The following is a 25,169-nucleotide window of genomic DNA, read 5'->3' on the forward strand; positions in this document are numbered from 1 at the left end:
TCTAAATTAGTTACCATTAACGAAATACCCATTTCCCATTTCGTTGATATAAACCACTTGCAGAATCAAGAGCTGAGAAGTCATCTGCTGCAATATCTGTTCTTTGAATAACTATTTGAGGTGATTGCTCAGCCGTTGAAAAGAGTAACATCTGCCCATTTTTATCTCTTACTGTTACTTCAAGTTTTAGTTTAATATCGTTGAGATGTGCTAACTGACACTGGTAGGTTATTTTTTTCTTTCCAAAACCTTGAGTCAGCTGATCAAATGAATTATCATTGTAAACCCAGATATTTCGATCAATGTCCGTTAAGGAAAACGCAATATAAGTTGGCTCGTCTTTTAAAACCTCATATGACACATCAAATGAAATGACATCATTTGGTGTGAGACATCGGTGTGAGGTTAAATTTACCTGTAAATTTTGAGCAAGGTCTGAAACAGTCAATTTTTCAGTGTTATGGAGATTGTCTTTTGTTTCTGTATTATCCACACTGTATTGATTAGCGACATCAAATGGTTCACCATAAGCTTTGACAAAGCCATCTTCTATGAGTACCGCACGGTTGCAATACTTCTTAACAGCGCCCATATCGTGAGTGACTAAAATGGTTGTTTTCCCACTATCTTTTCGCTCCATGAAGTAATCGTTACATTTCCGTTGAAAAGCTTCATCTCCAACGGCAAGCACCTCATCGAGAATAAGAACATCGCCTTGAGCCTTAATTGCAACAGAAAATGCCAAACGAACTTGCATTCCTGAGGAATAGTTTTTTAATTTTTGATTCATAAAGTCATGAAGTTCCGCAAAATCAACAATCTCATCGTACATGCCATCAACTTCTTCTTTGGTAAAACCTAGCATAGCACCATTCATATAAACGTTTTCACGACCGGTTAACTCAGGATTAAAGCCGACTCCAAGTTCAATAAAAGAAACCATTTTCCCTTCCACAGACACCTGTCCCTTTTCTGGCATATAGATCTGTGAGATAATTTTAAGAAGCGTTGACTTGCCAGAACCATTTCGACCAACAATGCCAAAAAAGTCCCCTTTATAAACTTCAAAATTAATATCTTTTAAAACCTGCTGTTCCGTATAGCCTTTAATTCCTCTAAAGCGGTTGACGAGGGTTGTTCGAAAGCTTTTGGTAGCTTCTGTTGGAAGTTTGAATGATTTACTAACACACTCTACTTTTACTGCAATTTTTTTATTAGTCATTAAATAATCTCCGCAAACTTATTCGCATTTTTCTTGAAAACAGCTATACCAAACAATAATACAATAAATGGTGTGAGATACGGAATAGTAATGTAAAACCAATTAGATGACATTTGCCAAATCGTTACGTTAGCTCTGTCGATAAGCAAATAACGCAAATCTTGAATAATCTGTGCAATCGGATTTAACATTAATAGCTTTGCGGCAAGAGGATGTCTATCAAAAACAAAGGTAATCGGATAAATAATTGGAGTTGCATACATGCCAGCTTGCAATAGCACTTCCCATACTTGTGCTAAATCACGGTAATAAACAAACAAGGTCGATAACAACAAAGCAATACCTATTGCTAGAACAGCTAACTCTATAAAAAGAAAGAAAGAGAGATAGGCATATGCTGAAATTGTAACCCCATTGATAAGAGCAAAAATGAAAACCACTAATAAGTTTATCAGAAAATTAATGAAAGCCCCTATAACAGCAGAAAACACGATAATATGTTTTGAAAAATTTAACTTTCGCAACAAATCACCTCTTGATACGATCGACACCATCCCCATGCTAGTTGCCTCTGAAAAGAATGACCAAATAACATTCGCTAACAAAAGAGCCACTGGAAAGTGGGGAACATTTCCTCCTAAACGAAGGAAACGAATAAATACTAGATACATAATCGTAAACATCATGAGTGGCTTTAAAATAGACCACAGATAACCGATTGCACTCCCTTGATAGCGTAGTTTAAAATCTGTTTTTACCATTTCTCTCAGTAAAATACGATTTTTCTTTGTCAAAAAATTCATTCTTGTTTTCTCCTGTAACCAAATAGGGTCATGACAAGGCTTTGAAAAATAAAGGTATGGAAACTCCGATTTTTACGAAAACCATAGGTCTTTAAAAGAACTAAGCGCTTGGTAAATGGCTGATCTAGTAGTGATACATAAGCCATTACCATATCACGATCATTGGGTTGTAATTGTAAGTCTAATAATAATTTAGCCTGTTTTTGACTAGAGGTAATGAGCCACCAATACTTGCTAATTAGGGTGTGTGGTCGGAACCAATTCCTCATGCGTTTGGACCAGGTCCTTGCTCCCAAGACATTTGCATCATGTTGGCGATACAATTCTGTTGGAATATCTAGGTAAACTAATTTCCCTTTAGCCGCAGCTAATAAAGCCAGATACCAATCATGCATCAATAAGCCATCACAAGTGAACCATTCTTTAGCTAAGGCATGATTAATCATCATCGTTCCCCCCGTAACCGTATTTTCAGTTAACTCCTGAAGTAAAGTCGTATTGGCATGATCTGATTGTGTTTTAATCATACTGTCATGGATAACGGCTAACTGTTGATTAACAACCTTTAAGTCTGTATAAACCAGCAAAGGAACCGTTATATCATGTTTTTGAGCTTCCAACAAGGTAACTTCCAATTTGTTTTCTAACCAAATATCATCCTGATCACTAAAGAAATAGACATCAGCCTTTTGATATTTTAAAAGGGTATAAAAATTTCGAATAACCCCTAAATTGTCATTGTTATCACCATTGATAAACCGAATGCGTTTGTCCTGTTTTACAAACTCATTAATAATTGTAATCGTTCCATCACTAGAGCCATCGTCTCTAATCAATAGCGTCCAATCCTTAATTGTTTGCCTTTGAATACTTTGAATCTGTTCTGCTAAAAAACGTTCCCCATTGTAGGTGGACAATAAAATATTAATGTTCATTTAAAAATAACGCCTCGTACTCCCCTACAATTTTTTCCCAAGTATACTCTTGTTGAATAATGACCTTAGCTTTTTTACCCAAAGCCTCACTATCAACACCTTGTTCAACTTGATTAATGAGCCGCCTTAAATGCCCCTCTTCTTTTGACCAATAAAGCGCAGCTGTCTTAGCTACGGAACGATTAAAGTCAACGTCCAATACCAAATTAAGTTTCGTATGTGCTAACGCTTCCAAAAGTCCGGGGTTGGTTCCACCAACTTCATGCCCATGAATATAGGCAAAAGCATGCTCACGAATATAGGTAAGAAGGTCTTTATCGTACAAAGTCCCAACAAATTTAATTCGTGGATCCTTATCGCAACCTGTTTGAGCACGTAGGTGATTAAAGTAAGGATTTCCTTCATGATTGCAAATAATAACTAAATCACGTTTGGTCGAAGATGACATAAATGCTCGAATAGCCGCCTCATAATTATTCTCTGGCACAAACCGTCCTAGAATCAAATAATACTCATTTTCCTCAATACCAAAGCTTTGAAAATAACCCCTAACGTTACTATCTGCTCTTGTCAATAAGGATGATTGCATATTAGTCCCATAAGCGATAAAACAGGTGTTTGACCAAGGATATTTCTCTTTGATGTAATTTTCAATGCCAACATTATCCGAGATCACCAAGTCAGCATGCTTGGTCATTTGCTTTTCGGCGAATTTTAAATAAGTTTGTACAGGTTTTGACCATTTAGACCGTTTCCATTCCAAGCCATCTGGATTGATAAAAAAGCGACCACCTCGGTCATGAATTTGTTTCACAAATGGTGCTATAAAAGCACCAACGGTATTGCCTAAAACATAAAAGATCGGCTTTTGAATATGATGTTTATCAATATAGGATAAAGCATAGGTAATAGCCATCATATCGTAGGCAATTACCCTAGCAGAACCAAACTTAGGCGGATTAAGATAAAAGCAATCTGCTCCTTTATAATCAAAATGGGTTTTGTGCTTAGTATCACTTAAACAAGCAACATGGTAACGAATGTTTTGGCTCGACTGATGACTAACAAGTTCTTCCACAAAGGTTTCAAAGCCACCATATTTGGCTGGTAACCCTCGGCTACCAATGATAAAAACATCTTGCATTGCACACTACCCCATTTAAAATATAATCAGTAACATTATACCATAATTAGAAGGCTAATGCGACCTTAAAAAACCATACCGTCACGCCGTACGCATGAAAAAATGCATGTAACTATTTTCTAGCTACATACATTTTCAAACTATTTTCACTATTTTTACATTCAGTCATATGTGCTTTCTGATTTTCATCGCCATTATAACAAAATTTCATCATAAAAAACAGAATTTTATAAAAATGCGTTATCTGAAAACGATATTTTCTTCATGCATTTGGTGTGCCATACCGTTCCTTGACCTTAGTTCTTCTGTAACCCTTAAATAATAAAAAAGATCTAAGCGTTCAAAAACAGAACATTAGATCCCTAAATGATGTCTCATATATCAACAAAACTAGGTAAAAAAAGTGTTTCACAAAGTCTTATTTTTTAACATCTTGCTTATAGAATTCCTTCAAAGCCTCTTGCCACGTTGGAATAACAAATCCAGTTGCTTTCGCTTTATCAAGGTTCATTGTTGAGTTTAATGGGCGTTTTGCTTTTGCTGGAAAAGCTGATGAATCAATCGGCACAACTTCAACATCAGTATTTTTTAATATTTCTTTAGCAAAATCATACCAAGTGGTGTCTTTCTCTGCATCATTTGATAAATGATAATAACCAAATGCTTGTTGATTTTCTACCAAATAACACATGAATTCTGCTAAAGTTCGTGTCCAAGTCGGTCGACCGTGTTGATCATTAACAACGGTTAATCGTGGATGGCTTTCTGCCAATTTTTGCATAGTAAAAACAAAGTTTTTACCATGATTTCCAAATACCCAAGCCGTACGAATAATGTAAGATTTGTCTGCATATCGCTCAACTGCCAATTCCCCTAAACGCTTCGTGCGACCATACTCTGTCTGAGGATTAGGAATGTCTGTTTCTGACCATTCTTGACTAATTGGTTTATCACCATCAAAAACGTAATCTGTAGAAATGTAAACAAGAGTGGCACCGTACTTACCGCAAGCTTTAGCAATATTTTCTGAACCGGTCACATTGATCGCTTCATTCAGCACTTTCCCTTCATCTTCTGCTGCATCAACTGCTGTATAGGCAGCGCAGTGGTAAACCAAAGCAGGTTTGACTTGTGCAAAAACTTCTTCTACCTTATCTGAATTCGTAATATCCATTTCAGCAACGTCGACAGCGACATAATCGATTTCTCGTTCATCTAGCAAGTGACGAAGTTCTGTTCCTAACTGGCCATTACTTCCGGTAATTAAAATCATATTTTCTCCTTTTAAATTCTATCAAAGTACCATTTTGAATGTTTTACACTTTTCATCTGGCATCAAAAAGGGAATAATTCATCCCTTTTGTAGACATCATCAGCGAATACCAAGTGCGATTCTAGCATATCGGCTCATTTTATCAACTGTCCAAGCAGGATACCAGACCAGTTTTACATCTGTTTTGGTCACTTCTGGGACATCACGCATGACATCATGAATTTGATCGGTTAATAAATCTGCCAAAGGACAGCCCATGGTTGTTAGGGTCATATCGATTTCTGTGTGACCATTATCTTCAAAACGAATTTCATAAATTAACCCTAAATTAACAATATCAATCCCTAATTCTGGATCAATAACCATTTCCAAGGCCTCAAGAATTTTATCCTTGATCGCTGCAATCTGTTCTTCTGTATATTTTGGTATTTCAGCCATTTTTCCCTTCCATTACTCCAGAGTCACATGTCAAAGTTATTTCTCTTTTTTAAATTTACCACTTAAAATGTCCACCGGTGAGTTCCTATTTTCAAAGGATGACCTAAAAGGTTTAAGGCTTGTTCACCATTTTAAGTTCACTATCAAAATCCACTAGGCTCCAGACTCAATTCTAGTTTTGTATTTGCTGCTAAGTTCACTGAATATTTCGTTCCTTTTTGGTTTTCAAGGAACGATCTAAAACACCAAAATTGGTTTGCTTTCCCATAAAATAGGTCCTATCAATCTTCAATAAAGTCTCTTAATTGCTTACTGCGGCTTGGATGGCGGAGTTTACGGAGAGCTTTGGCTTCAATTTGGCGAATACGTTCACGAGTCACATTGAAAACTTTTCCAACATCTTCAAGTGTACGCATTTTACCATCATCAAGCCCAAAACGTAAGCGTAGGACGTTTTCTTCTCTATCTGTAAGAGTATCAAGAACTTCATCTAACTGTTCGCGAAGCACTACACGCGTGGTATAATCAACTGGATTTTCAATCACTTCATCCTCAATGAAATCACCTAGATGACTATCATCTTCTTCACCAATTGGGGTTTCAAGAGATACCGGCTCTTGGGCAATTTTGAGAATTTCACGAACCTTATCAGGAGTCATCTCCATGCGCTCAGCAATTTGTTCTGGTGTTGGATCTTGTCCCAACTCTTGCAAAAGATTACGTTGTTCGCGAACAAGCTTATTAATGGTTTCAACCATATGAACCGGAATACGTATCGTTCTAGCCTGGTCGGCAATAGCGCGAGTAATGGCTTGACGAATCCACCACGTCGCATAGGTCGAAAATTTAAACCCTTTTGAATAGTCAAATTTATCCACCGCTTTCATCAAGCCCATATTTCCTTCTTGGATGAGATCCAAAAATTGCATGCCACGACCTACGTAACGTTTGGCAATCGATACCACTAAGCGTAGATTAGCTTCTGCAAGACGTTGCTTAGCTTCCAAATCACCTTCGGCAACAGCAACTGCCAAAACCCTTTCTTCCTCACTTGTTAGCAGTGGAACAACACCAATCTCTTTGAGATACATACGAACAGGATCATTTACTTTAGCAGAATTGCTACCAATCAACTCCTCGTCTGTTAATTCTTCAGGTTTTGGTTCTTCAACAATATATTTAGATGATGGATTTCCATCTTTGTCAGTAATTGAAATACCGCCATCTGTTAAACGCTCAAGAAGATCATCAATTTGATCTGCGTCCAAGGTAAATGGAATCACAAGTTTTTCAGTTACTTCGTCATCAATAGCTGTTCCTTCTTTTTTATGATGACGAATAAATTCCGCAACTTGAACATTAAAAGTTGTTATTTCTTTTTCTTTTGTCATATCTTCCTCTATTCCATTTTTCGTTTTTGAGCAATTAAATTTTCTAATACTTCTAGAGCTAATTGGTGATCTCCTTTATTGCTAGATTCTCTAACTTGTTTCCCTTGCCTGTGAAGATCTCGCTCGGCAAGCAATTTTAAGCGTTTGGCTAAAATATCCTCTATCTCACCAGCAGCAATCTCTTCTGGTAGATTTTCTTCTAAAACATTGTAATAAGCCTGACCAACTTCCTCAGGGAATTGCGACAAATCATAAGAAGTCATTTGTCCATTTGTTTTTAAGTATTGATAAAGATATTGCAAGGCTGGTGTATCGAAATAAAAATCATCCCGATGACGGAACTCATTTAACAAATACTCATGATGCAAGAGCCTGTGTAAAAGATGCCTTTCCGTTTTAATTAAAGCCGTGACACTTTTTGTAACAGGTAATGTCAAAACGCTACTTACAGAGGGAACAGCCCCTTCTTGCCGCCTTTGTCTATCTTGTACTCGCAAAGCATTAACTGATTGTTCAACCTGAAAATAGTCAAAATCCGGTAATAAATCTGCTACTTTACTAATATAAGAATTCTGCGCAGTAATTGACGGGGATTGTGCAATTAGCTGCGATATCTTCTCCACATAAGTAATTTGCGACTGCAAATTATCCATATTGTCAGGCTTCAAATAGTCAATAAAAAACTCAACACTACTGATACGTGATTGACTCAAAAGATCGGCAAAAACCTCGGTAGAATTCTGCTGAACAAATTCGTCAGGATCCATTTTATTTGGAATCCTCACAATCTCAACCACAAAATCTTTCAGCAGATCCAATGATTTTGCAATAGCATTTTGACCAGCATCATCACCATCATAGATTAAAATGACCTTTTTCGTTACTTGCTTAAGGTGGCTAACATGTTCTGAAGTCAATGCTGTTCCCATTGAAGCAACTACATTTTCGTAACCAGAACGATAAGCAGCAATGACATCCATGAAACCTTCCATTAAGAAAACTTCGTGTGTCTTGGCAATAACTGGTTTGGCCTTATCCAAGTGGTACAGTTCATAAGATTTGTTAAAGAGGACAGTCCCTCTTGAATTTTTATACTTGGCTTGTTTCTTCTCTAAATCAGCTGCTGTCCAAATACGACCTGAAAAAGCAATGATATTTCCTTGGTCATTTGTTAAAGGAAACATAATGCGATTACGAAAGGCATCATAAACCGTATTGGATTGCTCAGAAAGATTAAAAAGTCCTGAAGCAGTCAACTGACTTTCGTCATATTTTTTGGAAAGCGTCTGATAGAGATAATCCGATTCATTTGGTGCTAAACCAATATTGAAATGTTCTATTAACTGGTCATCAAGACCTCGCTCATAAAGATAATGTCTTGCTTCTTGTCCAATCTTTGTTGTCATCAAAACAGCATGATAAAACTTGGCAGCATCTTCATGAAGCGTCATCAAGACTTGATGAGGGCGTTGTTTCTGATGAGTGACCGCCGACTGACTCGGAAATATTTCCAGTGATATTCCAGCCTTATCAGCAATAATCTGAACGCTCTCTAAGAAAGGAACTTGACGATAGTCCTCAATAAATTTAAAAACATCCCCTGATTTTCCACAACCAAAACAGTGAAAAAATTGTTTGTCTTCAATGACATTAAAAGAGGGCGTTTTTTCTTTATGAAAGGGACATAGACCAAGATAATGTCGCCCTGTCCGTGAAAGGCTAACAACTTCTCCAATGACATCAACAATATTAACACTATTTTTTATCTGGGAAATCATTTCTTTGTCAATCGCCAAGTCATCACCTCTCCACAAAAATCCCATTGTAGTTTTGCATTTCATTATACCATTGAAACCCTGTTTTGTAAATTTAAAAACATGAGTGATTCCATTGGATTTTAGGCGTTAATTGTGTTATGATTAGGTCAGATTATAAGAAAAGGGGAATTTTCATGCTTAAAGAATTGAAAGCATTTTTATTTAGAGGGAATATTATTGATCTAGCTGTAGCCGTCATTATCGGGGGTGCCTTTGGTGCCATCGTGACATCATTTGTTAACGACATCATCACACCACTTATTTTAAATCCAGCCTTGAAAGCAGCCAATGTGGAAAGCATTGCTCAATTGTCATGGAACGGTGTTAAATACGGCAGTTTTCTAGGTGCTGTTATTAATTTCCTAATCATTGGTACCAGTCTTTTCTTTGTTGTTAAGGCAGCTGAAAAGGCTATGCCTAAAAAAGAAGAGGAAGAAGTTGTGGAAGTGGCAGCTCCTACTCAAGAAGAATTGCTTGCTGAAATCCGTGATTTATTAGCTAGTAAATAAGCTTTTAGTATTTTTAAACAGTTGGGATGATCTCAACTGTTTTTTTATCTGACTTTCACTCCATCTCGCTACAAAGATGCACGGTACAAAAATCATAGTTTCCTTGATTTTTCCAATCACCAGAATGAAAATTATTGTCAATTTGAACCACTGATCAAAGATAAAAGTAAAAGCAACCCTAAGTCATTAGGATTGCTTTTATAAACTATTATTAGAATTTTTTACGCTTGCGAGCTGCTTCTGATTTACGTTTACGTTTTACAGAAGGTTTTTCGTAGAATTCACGTTTACGTGATTCTTGAAGAGTACCAGCTTTAGTAACAGAACGTTTGAAGCGACGAAGAGCATCGTCAAGTGATTCATTTTTACGCACTACTGTTTTTGACATGTGTTTCACCTCCTCAAGATATTGTAACATTTTCACGTTCTAGGCTAGGATACATTATTTTTCTAAAAAAGTCAATCATCCAACACTGTTTTTCTTTTTAAAATGCAATTATATCCTATACTTTCTGGTTAAAAAGAGATCCATTAAACCTTAATCAACTGCATTTCCTGTTAAGGAGGCAGCCTCTTTAATAAACTCCTTGTACTTCCCTTCTTTAACCAATCTGGAAATCACTTTATTGACGGTTTTTGTTAAAGCGCCACTTCCTTTTGGGAGAGCGACAGCTTTAGCATCACCTTCACCTGTTTTTAGATGAAAAGGTGCTAAGGCTAAGTCCTTGTTTTGCGCTAGAAAACCAGCTGCTACAGGAGCTTCTAGGTCAACAGCATAAACTTGTCCTGACTTTAACTCATTAATGGCTTCTCCCATAGCAGTTAGGGAGATAAGATTAGCTTTTGGCAATTGTGCCTTGACTAACCCCTCCTCAATACTACCTTTTTGGGTCGCTACTTTTTTGCCATTTAAGCTAGTGATGTCTTTGGCTGATTTAGCGTCAGCTGCTTTCATTAAAATAGCGTTTTCCGTTTCGTAATATGGGGTTGAAAAATCATATACCTTAGCTCTTTCCTTTGTATAAGATAGACCAGAGATAGCCATATCTGCTTTGCCGGTCTGAAGGCTAGACAAGACATTATCAAAGCTCATTGGGGAAAGCTCTAACTTAACACCCAATTCATCTGCAATCGCTTGGGCTAGCTGAACATCTGCTCCGACAATTGTGTCTTTGCCATTGATCAATGCCTTAAACTCAAAGGGGGCATAATCAGGACTTACTGCAACAACTAATTTTCCTGCTTTTTTGATGCTATCTTGTTGATTAATGGTCTTCGCATGGGTACAGGATGCTAAAACTAAAAGAAGAGTGACTGTTAAAAGGCTAAGAAGTAATTTTTTAGTGTTCATGGTATATTTATTCCTTTTATTAATAATGTAGTCCATTATAATGCATTATTATTCAAAGGTCAATGCTTTACTGAATATTTTTTAGACACTCTGATAAGGCTAATAATCCTGCTTGAAGGGTACTCGTTTGGCAGCAATATCCAATCCGAACGTGCTTGTCATGGTCAAAACGATTGCCCGGAACAACCAAAGTACCATAGTCTTTCAACAAATGTAGCGCAAAGGGTTCGATAGCTTCATCAATCTTTAATTTCACAAAAGCTGTTGATACTTGCTTTGGCTTAATGTAGGATGCCTTATCTTCTTGTTGAATCCAATCGTCTAGAATAGCTAAATTTCTAGTTAGAATTCTTTGATTCCGTTGCAATAGTTTAGAGGCATGCTTTAAGGCTAGTGTAGCTACCATGTCGTCAAAGACACCTGCACAAATCATGGTGTAATCCCGATACAATCTGAGAAGTTCCACGATTTCCTCAGAAGCTGCAACCCAACCAACACGGATTCCTGGGAGAGAAAATGTCTTTGACATGCTGTTTACGGAGATGCCCTTGGCATAGAGATCTGCAATGGCTAACAAGCGGTCAGAAGCAAAAGAATGATAAACTTCGTCGCTTAAAATATAGAGGTTATGTTCTTTAGCTATGGCAACCAATCTGTTTAAATAATCCCAATCCATATAAGCTCCAGTCGGGTTATTGGCATTATTGATAGTAATTATTTTGGTATTAGGACGAATGAGTTGTTCTAGTTCATCTAAGTCTGGAAGCCAGTTCAAGGCTTCTTTCGTATACCAATAATCAACTGTTGCTCCTAACGATTGTGGAATGTCGTAAAGTTGCTGGTAACTGGGATAATGGGCAATCACATGGTCGCCCGGCTCGATCAAAGCATATAGGACAGAAAAGTTCGCACCGGTGGCGCCATTGGTCTGTAAAATATTTTCTGACCCTTGATAGTGATAAAGACTAGCCACTGCTTTTTTAAATGCTGGTGAACCTTCTATCCAACCATAATCGAAAGGTTTTTGATTTAACACTTGATAAAAGGTTTGCGGGCTTTCTCCTGTTAATGTGAATAATTCTTCTAGAGTCAATGAGGCAATTGATGAGCCTGCAATGTCATATTTAGCTTCTTTTTCATGTTGATTAAGCCACTCTTCAACACCAAAAGCAGGTAATTTCATAAACCTTCCTCCCTTACATAAACCGTTATTACACTGATGCCTAAAAACACAAACATCACCCTTTTGCTTGCTTTTAAAGAGACATCAAACAAGGGGATACCGTTTGAGACACGATTAACAAATTGTTAAAAACTTCTCGGAAACGGTTTCTTATCATTATATTAAAACTAAGCACAAACAATATGTAAGTCTTTACCCCCCATTAGTACCAAGTATTTTTCAGTAACCGGAATACCATAGGCTTGGCTAAGTGCCTCTGCGTATAAAGTCAATTGATTTTGATAGCGTTCCTTTAAATCAAGCAGATTTTGATACTTATCTGTCTTATAATCCACCAAAACAATGTGATCCTCAAACAAAAGATAAGCGTCAATAATCCCACGAACGACGTACTGTTCTTGGCTAAGCGTATCTGTTCTTAGAATGGCAAAAGGGGCCTCACGATGTAGATTTTTAGAGTAAGTCTGAAAGGCTTGACCTAAGGCTGTTGTTTCAAAGAAAGATTGAACCTTTTGCAAATCAATAGCTGCTTTGACGGCTTCATCAGCACCAATCTTTTGGAGGGTCTGTTCAATCGTTATTGGAGTAACTTTTTCAGATAAAGGAATTTTTTGCATTAATTCATGAAGCGCTGAACCTACTTGACTGGCTTTGACTCTTTTTGGTTTGGAAAAATTAGGTAAATCGAAATGAGCTGTTTTTTGATAAGTTTTTTCAATGACATCAATCCCATCTGTATCTAAAAACGGGTCATATAAAGCTTTCAGCTGACTAGGTGTTCGAACTGTTGGTAGATTGATCGCTGCCTGATAGCTAGCATTCAACTCTGCGACTTTCTCCAACATATCCAAGGCACATGTAATCGTTTCTGACTGACGATTATCCTTGAGATCATCGGGTCTCAGAAAACCAGGAGTCTTAAGTTGACCAATAGCCTCAGGACTTAGGTCACTGTCTTCAACAAAATGCAGGTCAAAATGAAGATCTTCTTTTGAAAAAGCAAATGCTATGGCTATAAGCCAATCTTGAAAGCTCATCAACTGTTCCCTAAGGGATAAAGGTAGCTGGTTACCCGAACAGTTATCGTCAAAATTCTCTTGACTTTTTTCTTTACTGGCTTTGCCAACCAAATAAATCTTCTTTTGCGCACGCGTCATTGCAACATATAAAAGACGCATTTGTTCAGATAGGGTTGCTAGGCGTAATTCCTGCTTATTCATTTGATAGGGCAAGGTTTCTATGCTAACTTTAACAGAAGTTAATTTCTCTTCGTCAAGTAGCTCTTTAAAATCTGCAATATATTTAATCCCAATTCCGTGATGGCGATTAAGAATAAAGGGCGAATGGGTATCAATCATTGAAAAACGTTTATCACAATTCAAGATAAACACATACTTAAATTCGAGTCCTTTTGATTTATGAATCGTCATCAAATTAACGGCTTGCTTAGGACTTACCATCTCAACATCTGCTAAGTCATTTTGCGTTTCTAAAACCTTATCAATCATGCCAATAAAGCGCGATAACCCTTTATAACCCGATTGCTCAAACTGATTGGCACGAATCGCCAAAGCGTATAGATTGGCTTGAGCTTGCTCGGCCTTGGCTTGACTAGCTACAAAATCAAAGTAAAAACGATCATTAAAGATTTTCCAAATCAAATCGTACAAAGATTTCATTTTAGCATAGCGACGCCAACCTGCTAACTCTTCCATAAAGCCACTTAGTTTTGCCATCAGGTCTTCATGAATCAATTCTGGGTGAGCCCCCTTCCCAACCAAAGCCCACTGGAGCTTATCATATAAACAGTCTGAGTACTTACTTCTTTTTTGTAGGGCTAGCCTTGCTAGCTCATCTTCATCAAAGGCAAACATCGGAGAGCGCAACAGAGCAACCAGAGCATAATCATTTCTTGGATTGTTAATGGTCCGTAGGGTATCAAGCATCACCATAACTTCTACAGATTTAAGGTAATTTTGCTGTCCACCATCAGCCACAAGTGGAATACCATACTGATTAAAGGTTTGAAAAATAGCGTCATTGCGTGTCCGAGAAGAGACTAAAAGAGTAATATCCTCAAAAGCCACCCCTTTATCATTGTGAAGTTTGATAATCTCCTTAGCAACAATTTTTACTTCACTTGGAGAAATACCATCATTATCTGTTGCATCGGTTTCATCATTTCGATCAGTGTTGTAAAGGAATAGCTGCGCCCGATGTTCTGGATAAGCAATCCGCTGTGAGACAGTCCCTGCTACTAGTCGATGCTGATCATCGTATAAAATGTCACCCAAAGATTCGTCCATCAAATGACTAAAGACAGCATTGCTGACTTGCAAAACTTCTGATTGACTACGGAAATTCTCTTTTAACAAAATGAGTTTTCCATGTTCAGGATGCAGCTGATAATCCTTGAACTTTTGATTGAAAATCTGAGGATCAGCCTGTCGGAAACGATAAATCGACTGTTTGATGTCTCCTACCATAAAACGATTATGACCATTTGACAATAGCGTCAACAAGCGTTCTTGCATATGATTATTATCTTGGTATTCATCAACCATTACTTCATGATATTGTTGTTGATAGGCTCTCCTAATATCCGGATTTTCCTCCAAGATACGAATAGCAAAGTGAGCAATGTCTGAAAACTCAAAAGTTCTTTCTTGTCGTTTAGCAATTAAATAGGCTTCTGAAAAAGCAATCACAAAACGTTGTAAAACTTCCAATATGGGAAGGCTCTCTGCTTGGTAGTGCAAAATGGTTTCCAGATGCCTGAAACCTGTTAATTTTTGATGTAAGCTTTTAAAAACCGGGTATTTTTTACCAGCAACGATGATATGATTTCCAGAAGGAAGCATCGCTGTTATATCTTGAGCTAATTGACTCAGCTTCGCTTTCCCATAAAGCCGATGAAACTCACGTGACCACTCATAGAGGTTCTCAATCATCTTTAAGTGTTTAACGTATTTTGCTGCTGGTTTTCCTGCCTTCGTTAGCTGACCATATTCTTCCATATCGGTTAAGTCTCTTAATTGATCAGCTGTGTTTTGCATACAAGAAAGTAAAAGCGCAATTTCTTGATCTGGAATATCGTCAAAACTCTTATAACTTTTAGCCGCCCTTAGAAAGGTTTCTTGTAGCCAAAACTCAGGATCTTCTGTGGATTGACTAAAGGAATAGCACGTGTAAACAAGTTCTCTAAAAGCATTAGCGTCCTTGCGATTAGCTGAGAAATTTTTGACAAGGGCTTTAAACAGTTGGTTTTCCTCTTGAGTCATAAACTCAGTAAAGAGTTGACTGAAAATCTCATGCTTTAAAATGTCTTGCTCAGCCTTATCTTGCATGATACGAAATTGAGGAGAAATCCCAAGACGATAACCATATTGATTAAGAACTTTTTGGGCAAAGGCATCCATAGTGCCAATATCTGCCTGAGAAAGGGATTGCAACTGATCTGTTAGATAAGCTTTTAATTTATGATCTGTAGTTTGAGCAAGTTGTGTATAAAGCTTTTTTTCAAGCCGTTCACGCAACTCAGTTGCCGCTTTAACCGTAAAGGTTGAAATAAAGAGTCTATCAACAGAAATTCCTCTTAGAATTTTATCTAAGATACGTTCGACCATCACAAATGTTTTTCCTGACCCAGCAGAAGCTGATACAAGAATATTTTGCCCGCTACTATAAATGGCATCAATTTGTTGCGGGGTTCTTTTTTGAGAATGACTAGCTAAACGCTCTGCTTCTTTTAGCTGTTCAATTGCTTCAGGAGTTAAAAAGGGTTCAAATGCCATCAGAATGGTTTCTCCTTTCTCATTAGGGCTAAAAAGGTTTCTCTCTTTTTGGGAGCAGGTAAACTCAGTAAACGCCTTGCCTGACCTAAATCAAGGTCTGCTTCAAAACGCGTAATAGCTTTTAATTGATCTCCCTGAACAGATTTCCCATCACTGGTATAAGGGTTAATAAGAAAATGCCCCTTTTTAATATGCTCTGCCGCTTCCAAATAGAGTTGCTCATTATATGCCAATAGGGTTTTTATATCCTCTGTAGAATAAAGGGCATTTTTCGTTTGGTAAGCACCATTTGACAGGTGTTCCTTTTCACTTTCTAAAAAGATTCCTTTATAGGTTAACTCTTTATAAATCCTTTCAACTAATTTACTATCAACTGCTTTAAACGTTGACAACTCCAATTTAGGGTCTTGCAAATGCAGGTACATCGCACCAAACAAATGACTCAAATCTTCTTGAGCAAATTTACTCTGTAAAGCTGCCAGATAAGTAACTAGCTGAGGGCTTAAACCATTGTAAAACTTACCAATATCAAACTGATTGGCACTCGATTTATAATCAACAATACCCAAACTGCCGTTGTTTAACTGATCAACACGGTCAATAATCCCATTTACTGTCACTTGATCAGTTAAATGCAATTCAAATGTTTCTTCTTGGCTCACGACAGTTAGTCCTTGGTTCAGTCGAAGAATACTAGCTGTTGACTTAGCAATGTCCTCTAATAATTCCAAACTGTATTTCCCTTCAGCATTGTCTTGATAAACTTGCTGGAAATACTTTTCATGATTGGTTTTTTCAATTGCTTCGGCTAGCTTGTGGTCAAAAGAGTCTTCGGTCTGATTTTTCATCACCCGCTCAAAAACCCGATGTAAATATTGCCCATGAATACGAGCGTCTGGGTGAATTGATTCGGCTTCTCGTAAACCTAAAACATACTGTAAAAAAAACTTGTACTGATTATTGTAAAAAACGGTTAAAGCAGATGATGATAATCTTATGGGACAATCACTTGGGAAATAAACGTCAATGACTTGTGGTGCCAAAGGCTTGGTTTGCAAATGATTACCCATATTTGGAAACGTCAGCTGCTTATCTTTTAATCGCCGCCTTAGATAACGTAGAGCAACTGTCCAAAATGTTCGATCCTGATCAGTCATTTCGGCATTAATCTCTTGACGATTAATGTCAATCAAGCGGGATAAAAGTGATTTGTAATGACCAACGTCACTGGCAGAATAAGAGAGGTGATTTTTCCCTTTATCAACCATTGGAATACCAAATGCCATTAATTCCTTAATATAAGGAGACAAGTCATCTGATACCTCATTTAAGAGACTTGGTTGACTCAGAACTAATTCTTTAGTCGCTGCATTAAAAAGAGAGAGGGCTGTTTGATGGCTTTTCTTACTATTTTCAGCACTTACCATCTCAAAATACTGATAATTTGCGGTGCTTTCATTGATTTTAGCCCGTTCTTGGTCTGAAATCAGGCTGGTATTTTTCACCTGTTTAGGAAAATGAGACCGAGTCAAACCAATAGCATAAACAAAAGGTTTAGAATGGGGCTGCACTAGATCATAAGATTTAACAGATACCACATCTAAAGTAGCTGGAACAATCCGATAATGAGCCGTTTGCATTCCCATTTTAAGCAGAGCCAAACAATCTGCTAAGTTTAGTTTTTCCTGTCCAAAAATCTGGTAGAAAGAGTCTAAAATACCCGTAAAGGTTTTCCAAACTTCCTCATTTTTTTCAATTTCTAATGGGCTTTGTCCAAGTGCCCGCATATTGTCAGACAGTTGGATCGCCTTAAAAAACATGATTAATTTGTCTAAAAGGGATGCACCTAACTGTTTTTGGCTCTTAAACAGTTTCTGTAAAGGTTTATATACCGCTTGTCTCATATCATTTAGCCAATGAAGGGAATAATGGCGTGAGGAATTAATCGTAAAAATTCTTGAAAATTTTGTAAGTCCTTTAATGTCTGCAAACTGAAGGTATTCTTCAAATTGGTCCACATCACTATCATCAAAAGAGCCAAAAAGACCTGATTTTAAAAGATTTAAGATGTCCTCACGACGCCAGTTGTAACGGTAGCTTCGCTCAAGAGAGTCAATAAATTGAACTAGCGGATGGGCTATCATAGGCTCTGCTTTTCCAAGGTAATAAGGAATATCAAATTTATCAAAAATCGGTCCAATTTGTAAATGATAGGCCTCCACGTCGCCTAAAAGCACTAATATATCCTTATAACGATAACCTTCATATAATTTTTCGCGAATAGCCTTGGCAACATGCTCAATTTCTTCTTTTTGCTGATGACTTTGCCAAATGTTTAGCCGACTATAATCCTCATCTTGCAGCCGCCAATCCAACTGTGAAAAGTCATGATTGGCTTCAAAGAGTTGTGTCACTCTTGAAAAAGTTGGTTCAAAAGTCTGTTCAGACATGACAAAAATCGGTTTCGTCTGATACATTTGTGCTAAATTTTGCAAAAACTGAATACTTGCTTCATAAATATTGCCTTTAATAAACGACTTTTTGTAAGCCTTCTGACTAATGTAACTGCCAATGATAATCTCTTGGCATTTATCATGTAACAAGGATAACAAAAAATCTTCTTCAGCTGAAAACCGAGAAAAACCATCAATAATAAGCACTGTTTTTGCGAGTTGATCATCTAAAGTGGCTGTCTCAACAGCCTTAGCAAATGACATTAACGGACTGTCCTGGTGATAATCCTGTTGAGCCATAATAGTCTCAGCAAGTCCCATAATCTTGATAAGATCCTCTTGTTTTTCCGGCTTATCTAATCCTTCTAAGTCATAAACGCTTAAATGAGCCGTTTGTAATTCTTTATATAAATCAACTAGCTGTTTGATAAAGGCATGATCATTTTGCAGACGACCGTAAACCTTTAAATCATCAGAATTGATCTGCATTAAGGCACGGTAAAAAATCATGGCTAAAGCGGTATCATCCAAGGTACGCTTATTATTAGGGATTGCAAGTGTAAAATACCTTGCCATTTGGGCAAAGCGCGTGACGGTTATTGAAAAAGACCCCTGCTCTGGCAATAATGTCAAAACCTCTCTTTCCTTTTCAAAGGATAATGAGTTGGGGGCAATATAAAAAACACGATAGCCCTTATCAGCAGCCTGCTTTGCTTCTTTGACCAAAATTTCAGTCATTGAATAGATGACATCTGTATAAATCAGTTTCATAGGACTCCTTTGCTTAGAGCTGATTCTTCTTTTTTATATTATAGCAAATCCCTATCTCTTTTCCTATTTCTAATCATAAGGAACAAGAAATAGCCATTTTAAGCGATAAAAAGGATTTTAACTCGACACAAGAGATTGAATGACAGTTCATTTGACAACTCCTCAAGTTGAACAAAAAGAAAGAGAAAACCGATGTGGTTTTCTCCAAAGCCGAACATTTTGCTATCCACTACCATTCATAGCAAATGTTTCTTTTTCTTATCTCACTTCTGCGTCAACTTGTTCTTTCAAAGCTTTTGTTATTTTTTCCATGTATTTTGTCACTTCTTCGTCCGTTAAATTGTCATTAGGATTTTGGAACGTTAGGCTATAAGCCATGGATTTTTGATCTGGTTGAATCGTTGCACCCGTATAAATGTCAAAAAGTTTAATGTTTGTCAACGATTTCACACCAACTGATTCAACAGCGGAAACAATAGCTTGATGGCTTATTTCAAGATCAACTAACAAGGCAATATCACGTGTCATGGCAGGGAATTTAGTGATTTCCATAAAAGTTTGACTGACAGGTAAGGCAGCTTCTAACATAGTCATATCCAACTCAGCCACATAGGTCTCTGGGATATGATAATCTTTAGCCGTCCTTGGATGTACTTGCCCGACAAAACCAATAACCTTTTCATCCAAGATAAGAAGTGCTGTACGACCCGGATGCATACTTGCTAATTCTTTCGTTGGCACATACTGAACATTCACACCAAGGTTGTCAAAAAGAACATCTAAGATTCCTTTAGCATGGTAAAAATCAACTGTCTGTGCTTGGGTTTGAAAATCTTTTTGGCTCACTAAACCAGAAATAGCCAAGGCAAAGTGATCCTTTTCAGTTGGAAGAATGACTTTGGGATTGCTTTCTTGTTCAAAGACTTTTCCAATTTCGTAAAGTGCTAAATTGGTTTGCTTACGAGCGATATTATAAGCAATTGTGTCAAGCATACCTGAAATCATATTTTGACGAAGCACTGAGCGCTCAACTGTCATTGGCCACATGAGTTCTGTAAGATTGCTTGGGTTAACAGCAAACTCAAGAGCCTTTTCTGGTGTCGTTAACGCATAGGAAATTATCTCCGTTAAGCCCAATCCTTCAGCAAGACCACGTACTCTACGACGAAGGGCTTGAGTTGGGGTCAATTCTGCAGCCGTACCACCCGCTTTTGGTAGAGTCGTTGGTAACTTATCGTAACCATAAATACGAGCAATTTCTTCAACCAGGTCAGCTTGAATCGTAATGTCCCAACGCCGACGAGGAATGGCTACTGTAAAGGAAGCTGCATTTCCTGTTACTTCAAAGCCAAGTTTATCAAAAATAGTGATAATATCTGCAAAAGTTAAGTCTGTTCCTAAACGCACATTAACATAATCAAGACTAGTCGCCACCTCAACAGGCTCTGTTGGAAGTTGACCAGCTTGTACACGACCAGACAAGACTTGCCCACCTGCCAACTCTTGTAGCATCGCTGCTGCAAAATCTAAAGCTTCTAAAACAGTTGCATAGTTAACCCCTTTTTCAAAACGTGAAGACGATTCTGAACGAAGGTTAAGACGTCCACTAGTCTTACGAATAGACTTGCCATCAAAGACAGCTGCCTCAAGAACAACATTTTTTGAAGATGCATCAATTTCAGTCGACTGTCCTCCCATCACACCAGCTAAAGCAACAGGCTTATCTGCCACCGTTATCACAAGGTCCTCAACAGTCAACTCACGTTCTTCCCCATCAAGTGTGATAAGCTTTTCTCCTTGACGAGCAGCACGTGCAAGGATATGATGGTTTTCAAATTTGTCATAATCAAATGCATGCATCGGTTGACCAAAATATAATAGCACATAATTAGTCACATCAACCACATTATTAATAGGGCGAATACCAGCATTCATCAAAAGGTTCTGCAACCATTGAGGACTTGGTTTAACCGTCACATTTTCAACCACACGACTAGCATAAGCCAAGACTTTATCTGATACAATTGCCACATCAATAACTTCTGAAGTCGCCTTATCAGATTCTAGCAACATTTTTTCAGGGAATGTCACTGACTTGCCATAAATAGCCGCTACTTCATGAGCCACACCACGCATGGAAAGTGCATCGGCACGATTTGGTGTAATAGACAATTCAATAATGTCATCATCTAGGTCAAGGTATTTAAAAATCGCATCACCTGGCACAGCCTCCTCTGGCAAGATTTGAATCCCATCTGAAAATTCTTTTGGAATAATAGCATCTGGCAACCCCAATTCTTGCAAGGAACAAATCATCCCAAGCGATTCCATACCACGAATCTTTCCTTTTTTGATTTTATAATTATCGGCAATGCGGGCACCCGGTACTGCCACGATAACTTTAATACCAGCTGTCACATTTGGGGCACCACAAACAATCTGACGAAGTTGCTCATCACCCGTATCCACTTGACACAGATGCAAATGTGTTTCTGGCACATCTTCACAAGAAACCACGTGACCTACAACTAATTTTGACAACCCAGTAGCAGGTGTCACCACACTTTCTACTTCGATACCTGTTGTCGACATTTTCTCAGCTAATTCAGCCGGTGTCACATTGATATCTACTAATTCTTTTAACCATTTATAAGATACTAACATAATCTTAGAGACCAAACCTCAAACTTCGTAGAAAAACTATGACATTTAGACTAGTCTTGGTTTGGTTCAATTCCTTTCCTATTTTTTTAATCGTAAACAAAAAATAACAGCCTATCTCCTCCATTAAGAGAGACTTTCTTTCCATACGATAATTGCTCTTTAAAAAACCAACATTTTCGTCATCAGCCAACCCATCATCTTCGGCAAGATGCTTGCTCAGAAAGCTTCTCAAAGCCAACTCTGTGACCTTTCGATTGTATGTCCATACCTGATTAAGCTGATGGAAAAATTTTTTAAGCTACCGATAACTGAGTTGCGCCTTATTTAAATTGTTCAGAGAAACGGCAATCTCCTTGATAGAAACCACGAATATCATTGATACCATAACGTAACATGGCAATACGTTCTTGACCTAGACCAAAAGCGAAGCCTGAATAAATGTCAGAATCAACACCCGACATTTCTAAAACCCGTGGATGCACCATACCAGCACCAAGAATTTCAATCCAGCCTGTTTTCTTGCAAACATTACAGCCCTTGCCACCACATTTGAAGCAAGAAACATCCACTTCAACGGACGGCTCTGTAAATGGGAAATAAGATGGACGTAAACGAATGCTACGATCTTCACCAAACATTTTCTTAATAATCATTTCAAGAGTTCCTTTAAGGTCACCCATAGAAATGTTTTCCCCCACAACCAGACCTTCGATTTGATGAAATTGATGAGAGTGAGTTGCGTCATCTGTATCCCGACGGAAAACACGCCCCGGAGAAATCATTTTGAGAGGTCCCTTTGAAAAATCATGTTGATCCAGTGTGCGGGCTTGCACAGGACTTGTATGCGTCCGAAGTAAAATATCATCTGTGATGTAAAAAGTATCTTGCATATCTCTAGCTGGATGGTCTTTTGGCAGATTCATCCGTTCAAAATTATAATAATCTTTTTCAACTTCAAACCCGTCAACAATCTGAAAGCCCATGCCCAAGAAAATATCTTCAATTTCCTCACTCGTTTGAGTCAAAACATGACGGTGACCAAGTGCTATCTGACGACCTGGTAAAGTGACATCAATACTTTCAGCTTCAAGTTGTGCTTGAATTTTAGCAGCTTCCACGATCTTAGCTTGCTCTTCAAAGGCTTTTGTTAAAAGATCGCGCACCTCATTAACCTGTTTACCAACAACTGGACGCAACTCATTTGACAGGTCTTTTAACCCTTTCAACAACTCTGTTAAGGAACCTTTTTTCCCAAGAATAGCAACACGCAAGTCTTGTAATTCTTTGCCATGGTTGCCGTTTAATGTCTTTAAGGTCTCCTGAGTTTTTGTTTTTAATTCTTCTAACTGTGCTTGTAAATCCATTAGTTTCCTTTCTTTATTAGCAATAAAAAAAGCGCACCACCACTCCACCTTATGAGCGGAGCGTTGACACGCGGTACCATCCGTTTTTATCTGATTGTATCAGACCTTAATTAGCAGCCTTTCCCTGAGTGAATTCCTAATACTTTCATTCAGAAGGCTTCCAGTCAAGGCCTCCAGTCCCTATTAACTTCCATATTAGTACTGGTCTCACAGACTCTTATTCAATTAGCTTTATTCTATCAAAAAAAACTCTTAGTGACAATGCTAAATCATTGACTTTTTAGAATGAATAGGCATTAAATTGATAATCAGCCACTAGCCTTATTTGAAGATTGAAACAACACGAGTCAATTTTAAATGACCACAGCGAGCCTCAATACCACCATCTGGCAAATCGCTTGTAGAAACGATTCCTTACAATCAAATCACTAAAATCCAAAATCAATACTAATAACTTAAAAGTCTTTACCTATTTTAGTATTAACAGACTCCCCCACTTATCCAATAACTTGATCTAAGCCCTAAAACAGACCAAATCTACTGTCCAGTGAATTTATTAATGAGCTCTGTCCATTTATCGATGGACAAGATAGACAAAGCATTATCACCATCTCCCATAAAACGATAGCCAATCATTAAACCTATGGCTAAGAACAAACAAGCTAAGAAGGCGACAGCAAAAATAAGCGATAGCTGTCTCAAAACATATCTCAAACCACTTGTCATCAGCTAATCCTCACTAACACGACGAATCGTAGCACCTAGCTTAGCAAGCTTGTCGTGGAATTGATAATAGCCACGGTCTAAATGAGACAATTTATTAACTATTGTTGTCCCTTTAGCAACCATTCCTGTTAGAATAAGAGCAGCACTAGCACGAAGATCTGTTGACATGACAGGAGCACCTTGCAATTCCTTGCCTCCATGAATCATGGCAGTATCACGAAGAATTTCAGATTGTAAACCCATCCGTCGCATCTCCTCTAAATGCTGGAAACGATTCTCAAAGACAGTTTCCACCATCGTTGATTCTCCTTTAACCGTTGCCATGAGAGCAGTGAATTGTGCTTGCATGTCTGTTGGGAATCCCGGATGAGGTAAGGTCTTAACAGTTACTGGTTTTAAGTTTGCCGTATCAGCCTGCACACGAATACCGGTCCCTTCTTCAGTAACAGAAACGCCCATTTCGATTAATTTTGAGATTAGGGGACGATTATGTTCCCAAACAGCATCTTTGATTAACACATTTCCAGATGTCATCGCAGCTGCAACCATAAATGTTCCTGCCTCGATACGATCTTGCACCACATCATGCTCAACACCATGTAGACTCGTCACACCGGTAACTGTTAGGGTTTCAGTACCAGCTCCACGAACTTTCGCCCCCATTTTATTTAATAACTGGGCTAAATCAACAATTTCAGGTTCACGAGCAGCATTTTCAATAACAGTGACCCCGTCAGCTAACGTTGCAGCCATCAATAGATTTTGCGTAGCTCCAACTGACGGAAAATCCATGTAAATCGTAGCACCCTTTAAACGATCTGCCTGTGCTGTAATATCTCCACCTTGTTGTGTGATTTTAGCTCCCATGGCTTCTAAACCTTTTAAATGCAAATCAATCGGTCTACTACCAATAGTACAACCACCTGGCATTGAAACTTTGGCATGTCCATTACGTGCTAAAATGGGTCCTAAAACAACGATAGAAGCACGCATCTGACTAACGTATTCATAAGGAGCTTCATCTAAAATATCACCAGAAGCGTCAACCGTAATAGCATTGGCTGATTCATCAAAGTCAACAGCGATATTCAAGCCACGTACAACATTATTCATAGTGAAAACATCGGAAAGAATAGGAACATTTCTCAAAATTGTTTTTCCTTTTGAAGGTAAAATCGTCGCTGCTAGTAGAGGAAGAACAGCATTTTTTGCTCCCTCGATAACAACTTCTCCTTCTAACCGTGTTTGACCACCTTCAATGATTATTTTATCCACAATGTTCTCCATTTCATTTCTCATAATCGTAGTCAAATTATACCATACTTGCGTTA

At 37.9% G+C, this 25,169-nt stretch carries 18 protein-coding genes; 1 reads left to right on the top strand and 17 read right to left on the bottom strand.

What is annotated here, in order from left to right:
* Positions 1-16: 16 nt before the first annotated feature.
* The 8 genes from H346_RS0101205 to dnaG all read right to left on the bottom strand — a co-directional run bounded on the left by H346_RS0101205 (position 17) and on the right by dnaG (position 9,029).
* Positions 17-1,222, bottom strand: coding sequence for an ABC transporter ATP-binding protein (locus tag H346_RS0101205; protein WP_027969466.1), 1,206 nt, complete (start codon positions 1,220-1,222; stop codon positions 17-19).
* Complete coding sequence (locus tag H346_RS0101210; protein WP_027969467.1) at positions 1,222-2,025, bottom strand: ABC transporter permease; 804 nt, start codon at positions 2,023-2,025, stop codon at positions 1,222-1,224. The genes H346_RS0101205 and H346_RS0101210 overlap by 1 nt, the downstream gene beginning before the upstream one ends.
* A complete protein-coding gene (locus tag H346_RS0101215) occupies positions 2,022-2,960 on the bottom strand; it encodes a glycosyltransferase family 2 protein (RefSeq protein WP_027969468.1) in 939 nt (312 codons plus the stop codon). Before H346_RS0101215 ends, H346_RS0101210 begins: the two co-directional genes overlap by 4 nt.
* Entirely contained in the window at positions 2,950-4,104 is a 1,155-nt protein-coding gene (gene cps2T, locus H346_RS0101220; protein ID WP_027969469.1) for a beta 1-4 rhamnosyltransferase Cps2T, read from the bottom strand. The genes H346_RS0101215 and cps2T overlap by 11 nt, the downstream gene beginning before the upstream one ends.
* 418 nt (positions 4,105-4,522) lie before the next feature.
* Positions 4,523-5,377: a dTDP-4-dehydrorhamnose reductase gene (gene rfbD, locus H346_RS0101225; protein WP_027969470.1), complete on the bottom strand. Its 855-nt coding sequence runs from the start codon at positions 5,375-5,377 to the stop codon at positions 4,523-4,525.
* A 99-nt stretch (positions 5,378-5,476) separates the two neighbouring features.
* A complete protein-coding gene (locus H346_RS0101230; protein ID WP_027969471.1) occupies positions 5,477-5,815 on the bottom strand; it encodes a metal-sulfur cluster assembly factor in 339 nt (112 codons plus the stop codon).
* Positions 5,816-6,096: 281 nt separating this feature from the next.
* Positions 6,097-7,206, bottom strand: coding sequence for an RNA polymerase sigma factor RpoD (rpoD, locus tag H346_RS0101240; RefSeq protein WP_027969472.1), 1,110 nt, complete (start codon positions 7,204-7,206; stop codon positions 6,097-6,099).
* Between the two features lie 8 nt (positions 7,207-7,214).
* Positions 7,215-9,029, bottom strand: a complete 1,815-nt coding sequence (gene dnaG / locus H346_RS0101245) for a DNA primase (RefSeq protein ID WP_027969473.1) — start codon at positions 9,027-9,029, stop codon at positions 7,215-7,217.
* Between the two features lie 128 nt (positions 9,030-9,157).
* Here dnaG and mscL point away from each other — a divergent pair, with 128 nt between their 5' ends.
* Complete coding sequence (gene mscL / locus H346_RS0101250) at positions 9,158-9,532, top strand: large conductance mechanosensitive channel protein MscL (RefSeq protein WP_027969474.1); 375 nt, start codon at positions 9,158-9,160, stop codon at positions 9,530-9,532.
* Between the two features lie 211 nt (positions 9,533-9,743).
* Here mscL and rpsU read toward each other — a convergent pair whose 3' ends face one another.
* From rpsU to murA, 9 genes are all read right to left on the bottom strand, one after another.
* A complete protein-coding gene (gene rpsU / locus H346_RS0101255; protein ID WP_000048058.1) occupies positions 9,744-9,920 on the bottom strand; it encodes a 30S ribosomal protein S21 in 177 nt (58 codons plus the stop codon).
* Positions 9,921-10,070: 150 nt separating this feature from the next.
* Positions 10,071-10,883, bottom strand: a complete 813-nt coding sequence (locus H346_RS0101260) for a transporter substrate-binding domain-containing protein (protein WP_027969475.1) — start codon at positions 10,881-10,883, stop codon at positions 10,071-10,073.
* 67 nt (positions 10,884-10,950) lie between these two features.
* On the bottom strand, positions 10,951-12,066 hold the full coding sequence (locus tag H346_RS0101265; RefSeq protein WP_027969476.1) for an aminotransferase: 1,116 nt from the start codon (positions 12,064-12,066) through the stop codon (positions 10,951-10,953).
* 167 nt (positions 12,067-12,233) lie between these two features.
* A complete protein-coding gene (addA, locus tag H346_RS0101270; RefSeq protein WP_037562441.1) occupies positions 12,234-15,860 on the bottom strand; it encodes a helicase-exonuclease AddAB subunit AddA in 3,627 nt (1,208 codons plus the stop codon).
* The gene (rexB, locus tag H346_RS0101275) at positions 15,860-19,084 is read right to left on the bottom strand and encodes an ATP-dependent nuclease subunit B (RefSeq protein WP_027969478.1); all 3,225 of its coding nucleotides are present in this window, start codon (positions 19,082-19,084) and stop codon (positions 15,860-15,862) included. The genes addA and rexB overlap by 1 nt, the downstream gene beginning before the upstream one ends.
* 258 nt (positions 19,085-19,342) lie before the next feature.
* Positions 19,343-21,748, bottom strand: coding sequence for a phenylalanine--tRNA ligase subunit beta (gene pheT / locus H346_RS0101280; RefSeq protein WP_027969479.1), 2,406 nt, complete (start codon positions 21,746-21,748; stop codon positions 19,343-19,345).
* 320 nt (positions 21,749-22,068) lie between these two features.
* Complete coding sequence (gene pheS / locus H346_RS0101290) at positions 22,069-23,112, bottom strand: phenylalanine--tRNA ligase subunit alpha (RefSeq protein ID WP_027969481.1); 1,044 nt, start codon at positions 23,110-23,112, stop codon at positions 22,069-22,071.
* Between the two features lie 537 nt (positions 23,113-23,649).
* Entirely contained in the window at positions 23,650-23,838 is a 189-nt protein-coding gene (locus H346_RS0101295) for a DNA-directed RNA polymerase subunit beta (RefSeq protein ID WP_027969482.1), read from the bottom strand.
* Between the two features lie 3 nt (positions 23,839-23,841).
* Positions 23,842-25,113 (bottom strand): UDP-N-acetylglucosamine 1-carboxyvinyltransferase, encoded by a 1,272-nt coding sequence (murA, locus tag H346_RS0101300; RefSeq protein WP_027969483.1) that lies wholly within the window; start codon positions 25,111-25,113, stop codon positions 23,842-23,844.
* Between the last annotated feature and the right edge of the window lie 56 nt (positions 25,114-25,169).

Origin of the sequence: Streptococcus castoreus DSM 17536, assembly GCF_000425025.1 — a bacterium.
Taxonomy (GTDB): Bacteria; Bacillota; Bacilli; order Lactobacillales; family Streptococcaceae; genus Streptococcus; species Streptococcus castoreus.

Excerpts from the sequence above, each read along its gene's own strand:
- rpoD (WP_027969472.1), bottom strand. The coding sequence starts at position 7,206 with ATGACAAAAGAAAAAGAAATAACAACTTTTAATGTTCAAGTTGCGGAA.
- dnaG (WP_027969473.1), bottom strand. The coding sequence starts at position 9,029 with ATGGGATTTTTGTGGAGAGGTGATGACTTGGCGATTGACAAAGAAATG.
- H346_RS0101215 (WP_027969468.1), bottom strand. The coding sequence starts at position 2,960 with ATGAACATTAATATTTTATTGTCCACCTACAATGGGGAACGTTTTTTA.
- addA (WP_037562441.1), bottom strand. The coding sequence starts at position 15,860 with ATGGCATTTGAACCCTTTTTAACTCCTGAAGCAATTGAACAGCTAAAA.
- rexB (WP_027969478.1), bottom strand. The coding sequence starts at position 19,084 with ATGAAACTGATTTATACAGATGTCATCTATTCAATGACTGAAATTTTG.
- H346_RS0101260 (WP_027969475.1), bottom strand. The coding sequence starts at position 10,883 with ATGAACACTAAAAAATTACTTCTTAGCCTTTTAACAGTCACTCTTCTT.
- mscL (WP_027969474.1), top strand. The coding sequence starts at position 9,158 with ATGCTTAAAGAATTGAAAGCATTTTTATTTAGAGGGAATATTATTGAT.
- H346_RS0101210 (WP_027969467.1), bottom strand. The coding sequence starts at position 2,025 with ATGAATTTTTTGACAAAGAAAAATCGTATTTTACTGAGAGAAATGGTA.
- pheT (WP_027969479.1), bottom strand. The coding sequence starts at position 21,748 with ATGTTAGTATCTTATAAATGGTTAAAAGAATTAGTAGATATCAATGTG.
- pheS (WP_027969481.1), bottom strand. The coding sequence starts at position 23,112 with ATGGATTTACAAGCACAGTTAGAAGAATTAAAAACAAAAACTCAGGAG.
- rfbD (WP_027969470.1), bottom strand. The coding sequence starts at position 5,377 with ATGATTTTAATTACCGGAAGTAATGGCCAGTTAGGAACAGAACTTCGT.
- H346_RS0101265 (WP_027969476.1), bottom strand. The coding sequence starts at position 12,066 with ATGAAATTACCTGCTTTTGGTGTTGAAGAGTGGCTTAATCAACATGAA.
- rpsU (WP_000048058.1), bottom strand. The coding sequence starts at position 9,920 with ATGTCAAAAACAGTAGTGCGTAAAAATGAATCACTTGACGATGCTCTT.
- cps2T (WP_027969469.1), bottom strand. The coding sequence starts at position 4,104 with ATGCAAGATGTTTTTATCATTGGTAGCCGAGGGTTACCAGCCAAATAT.
- H346_RS0101295 (WP_027969482.1), bottom strand. The coding sequence starts at position 23,838 with ATGACAAGTGGTTTGAGATATGTTTTGAGACAGCTATCGCTTATTTTT.
- H346_RS0101230 (WP_027969471.1), bottom strand. The coding sequence starts at position 5,815 with ATGGCTGAAATACCAAAATATACAGAAGAACAGATTGCAGCGATCAAG.
- H346_RS0101205 (WP_027969466.1), bottom strand. The coding sequence starts at position 1,222 with ATGACTAATAAAAAAATTGCAGTAAAAGTAGAGTGTGTTAGTAAATCA.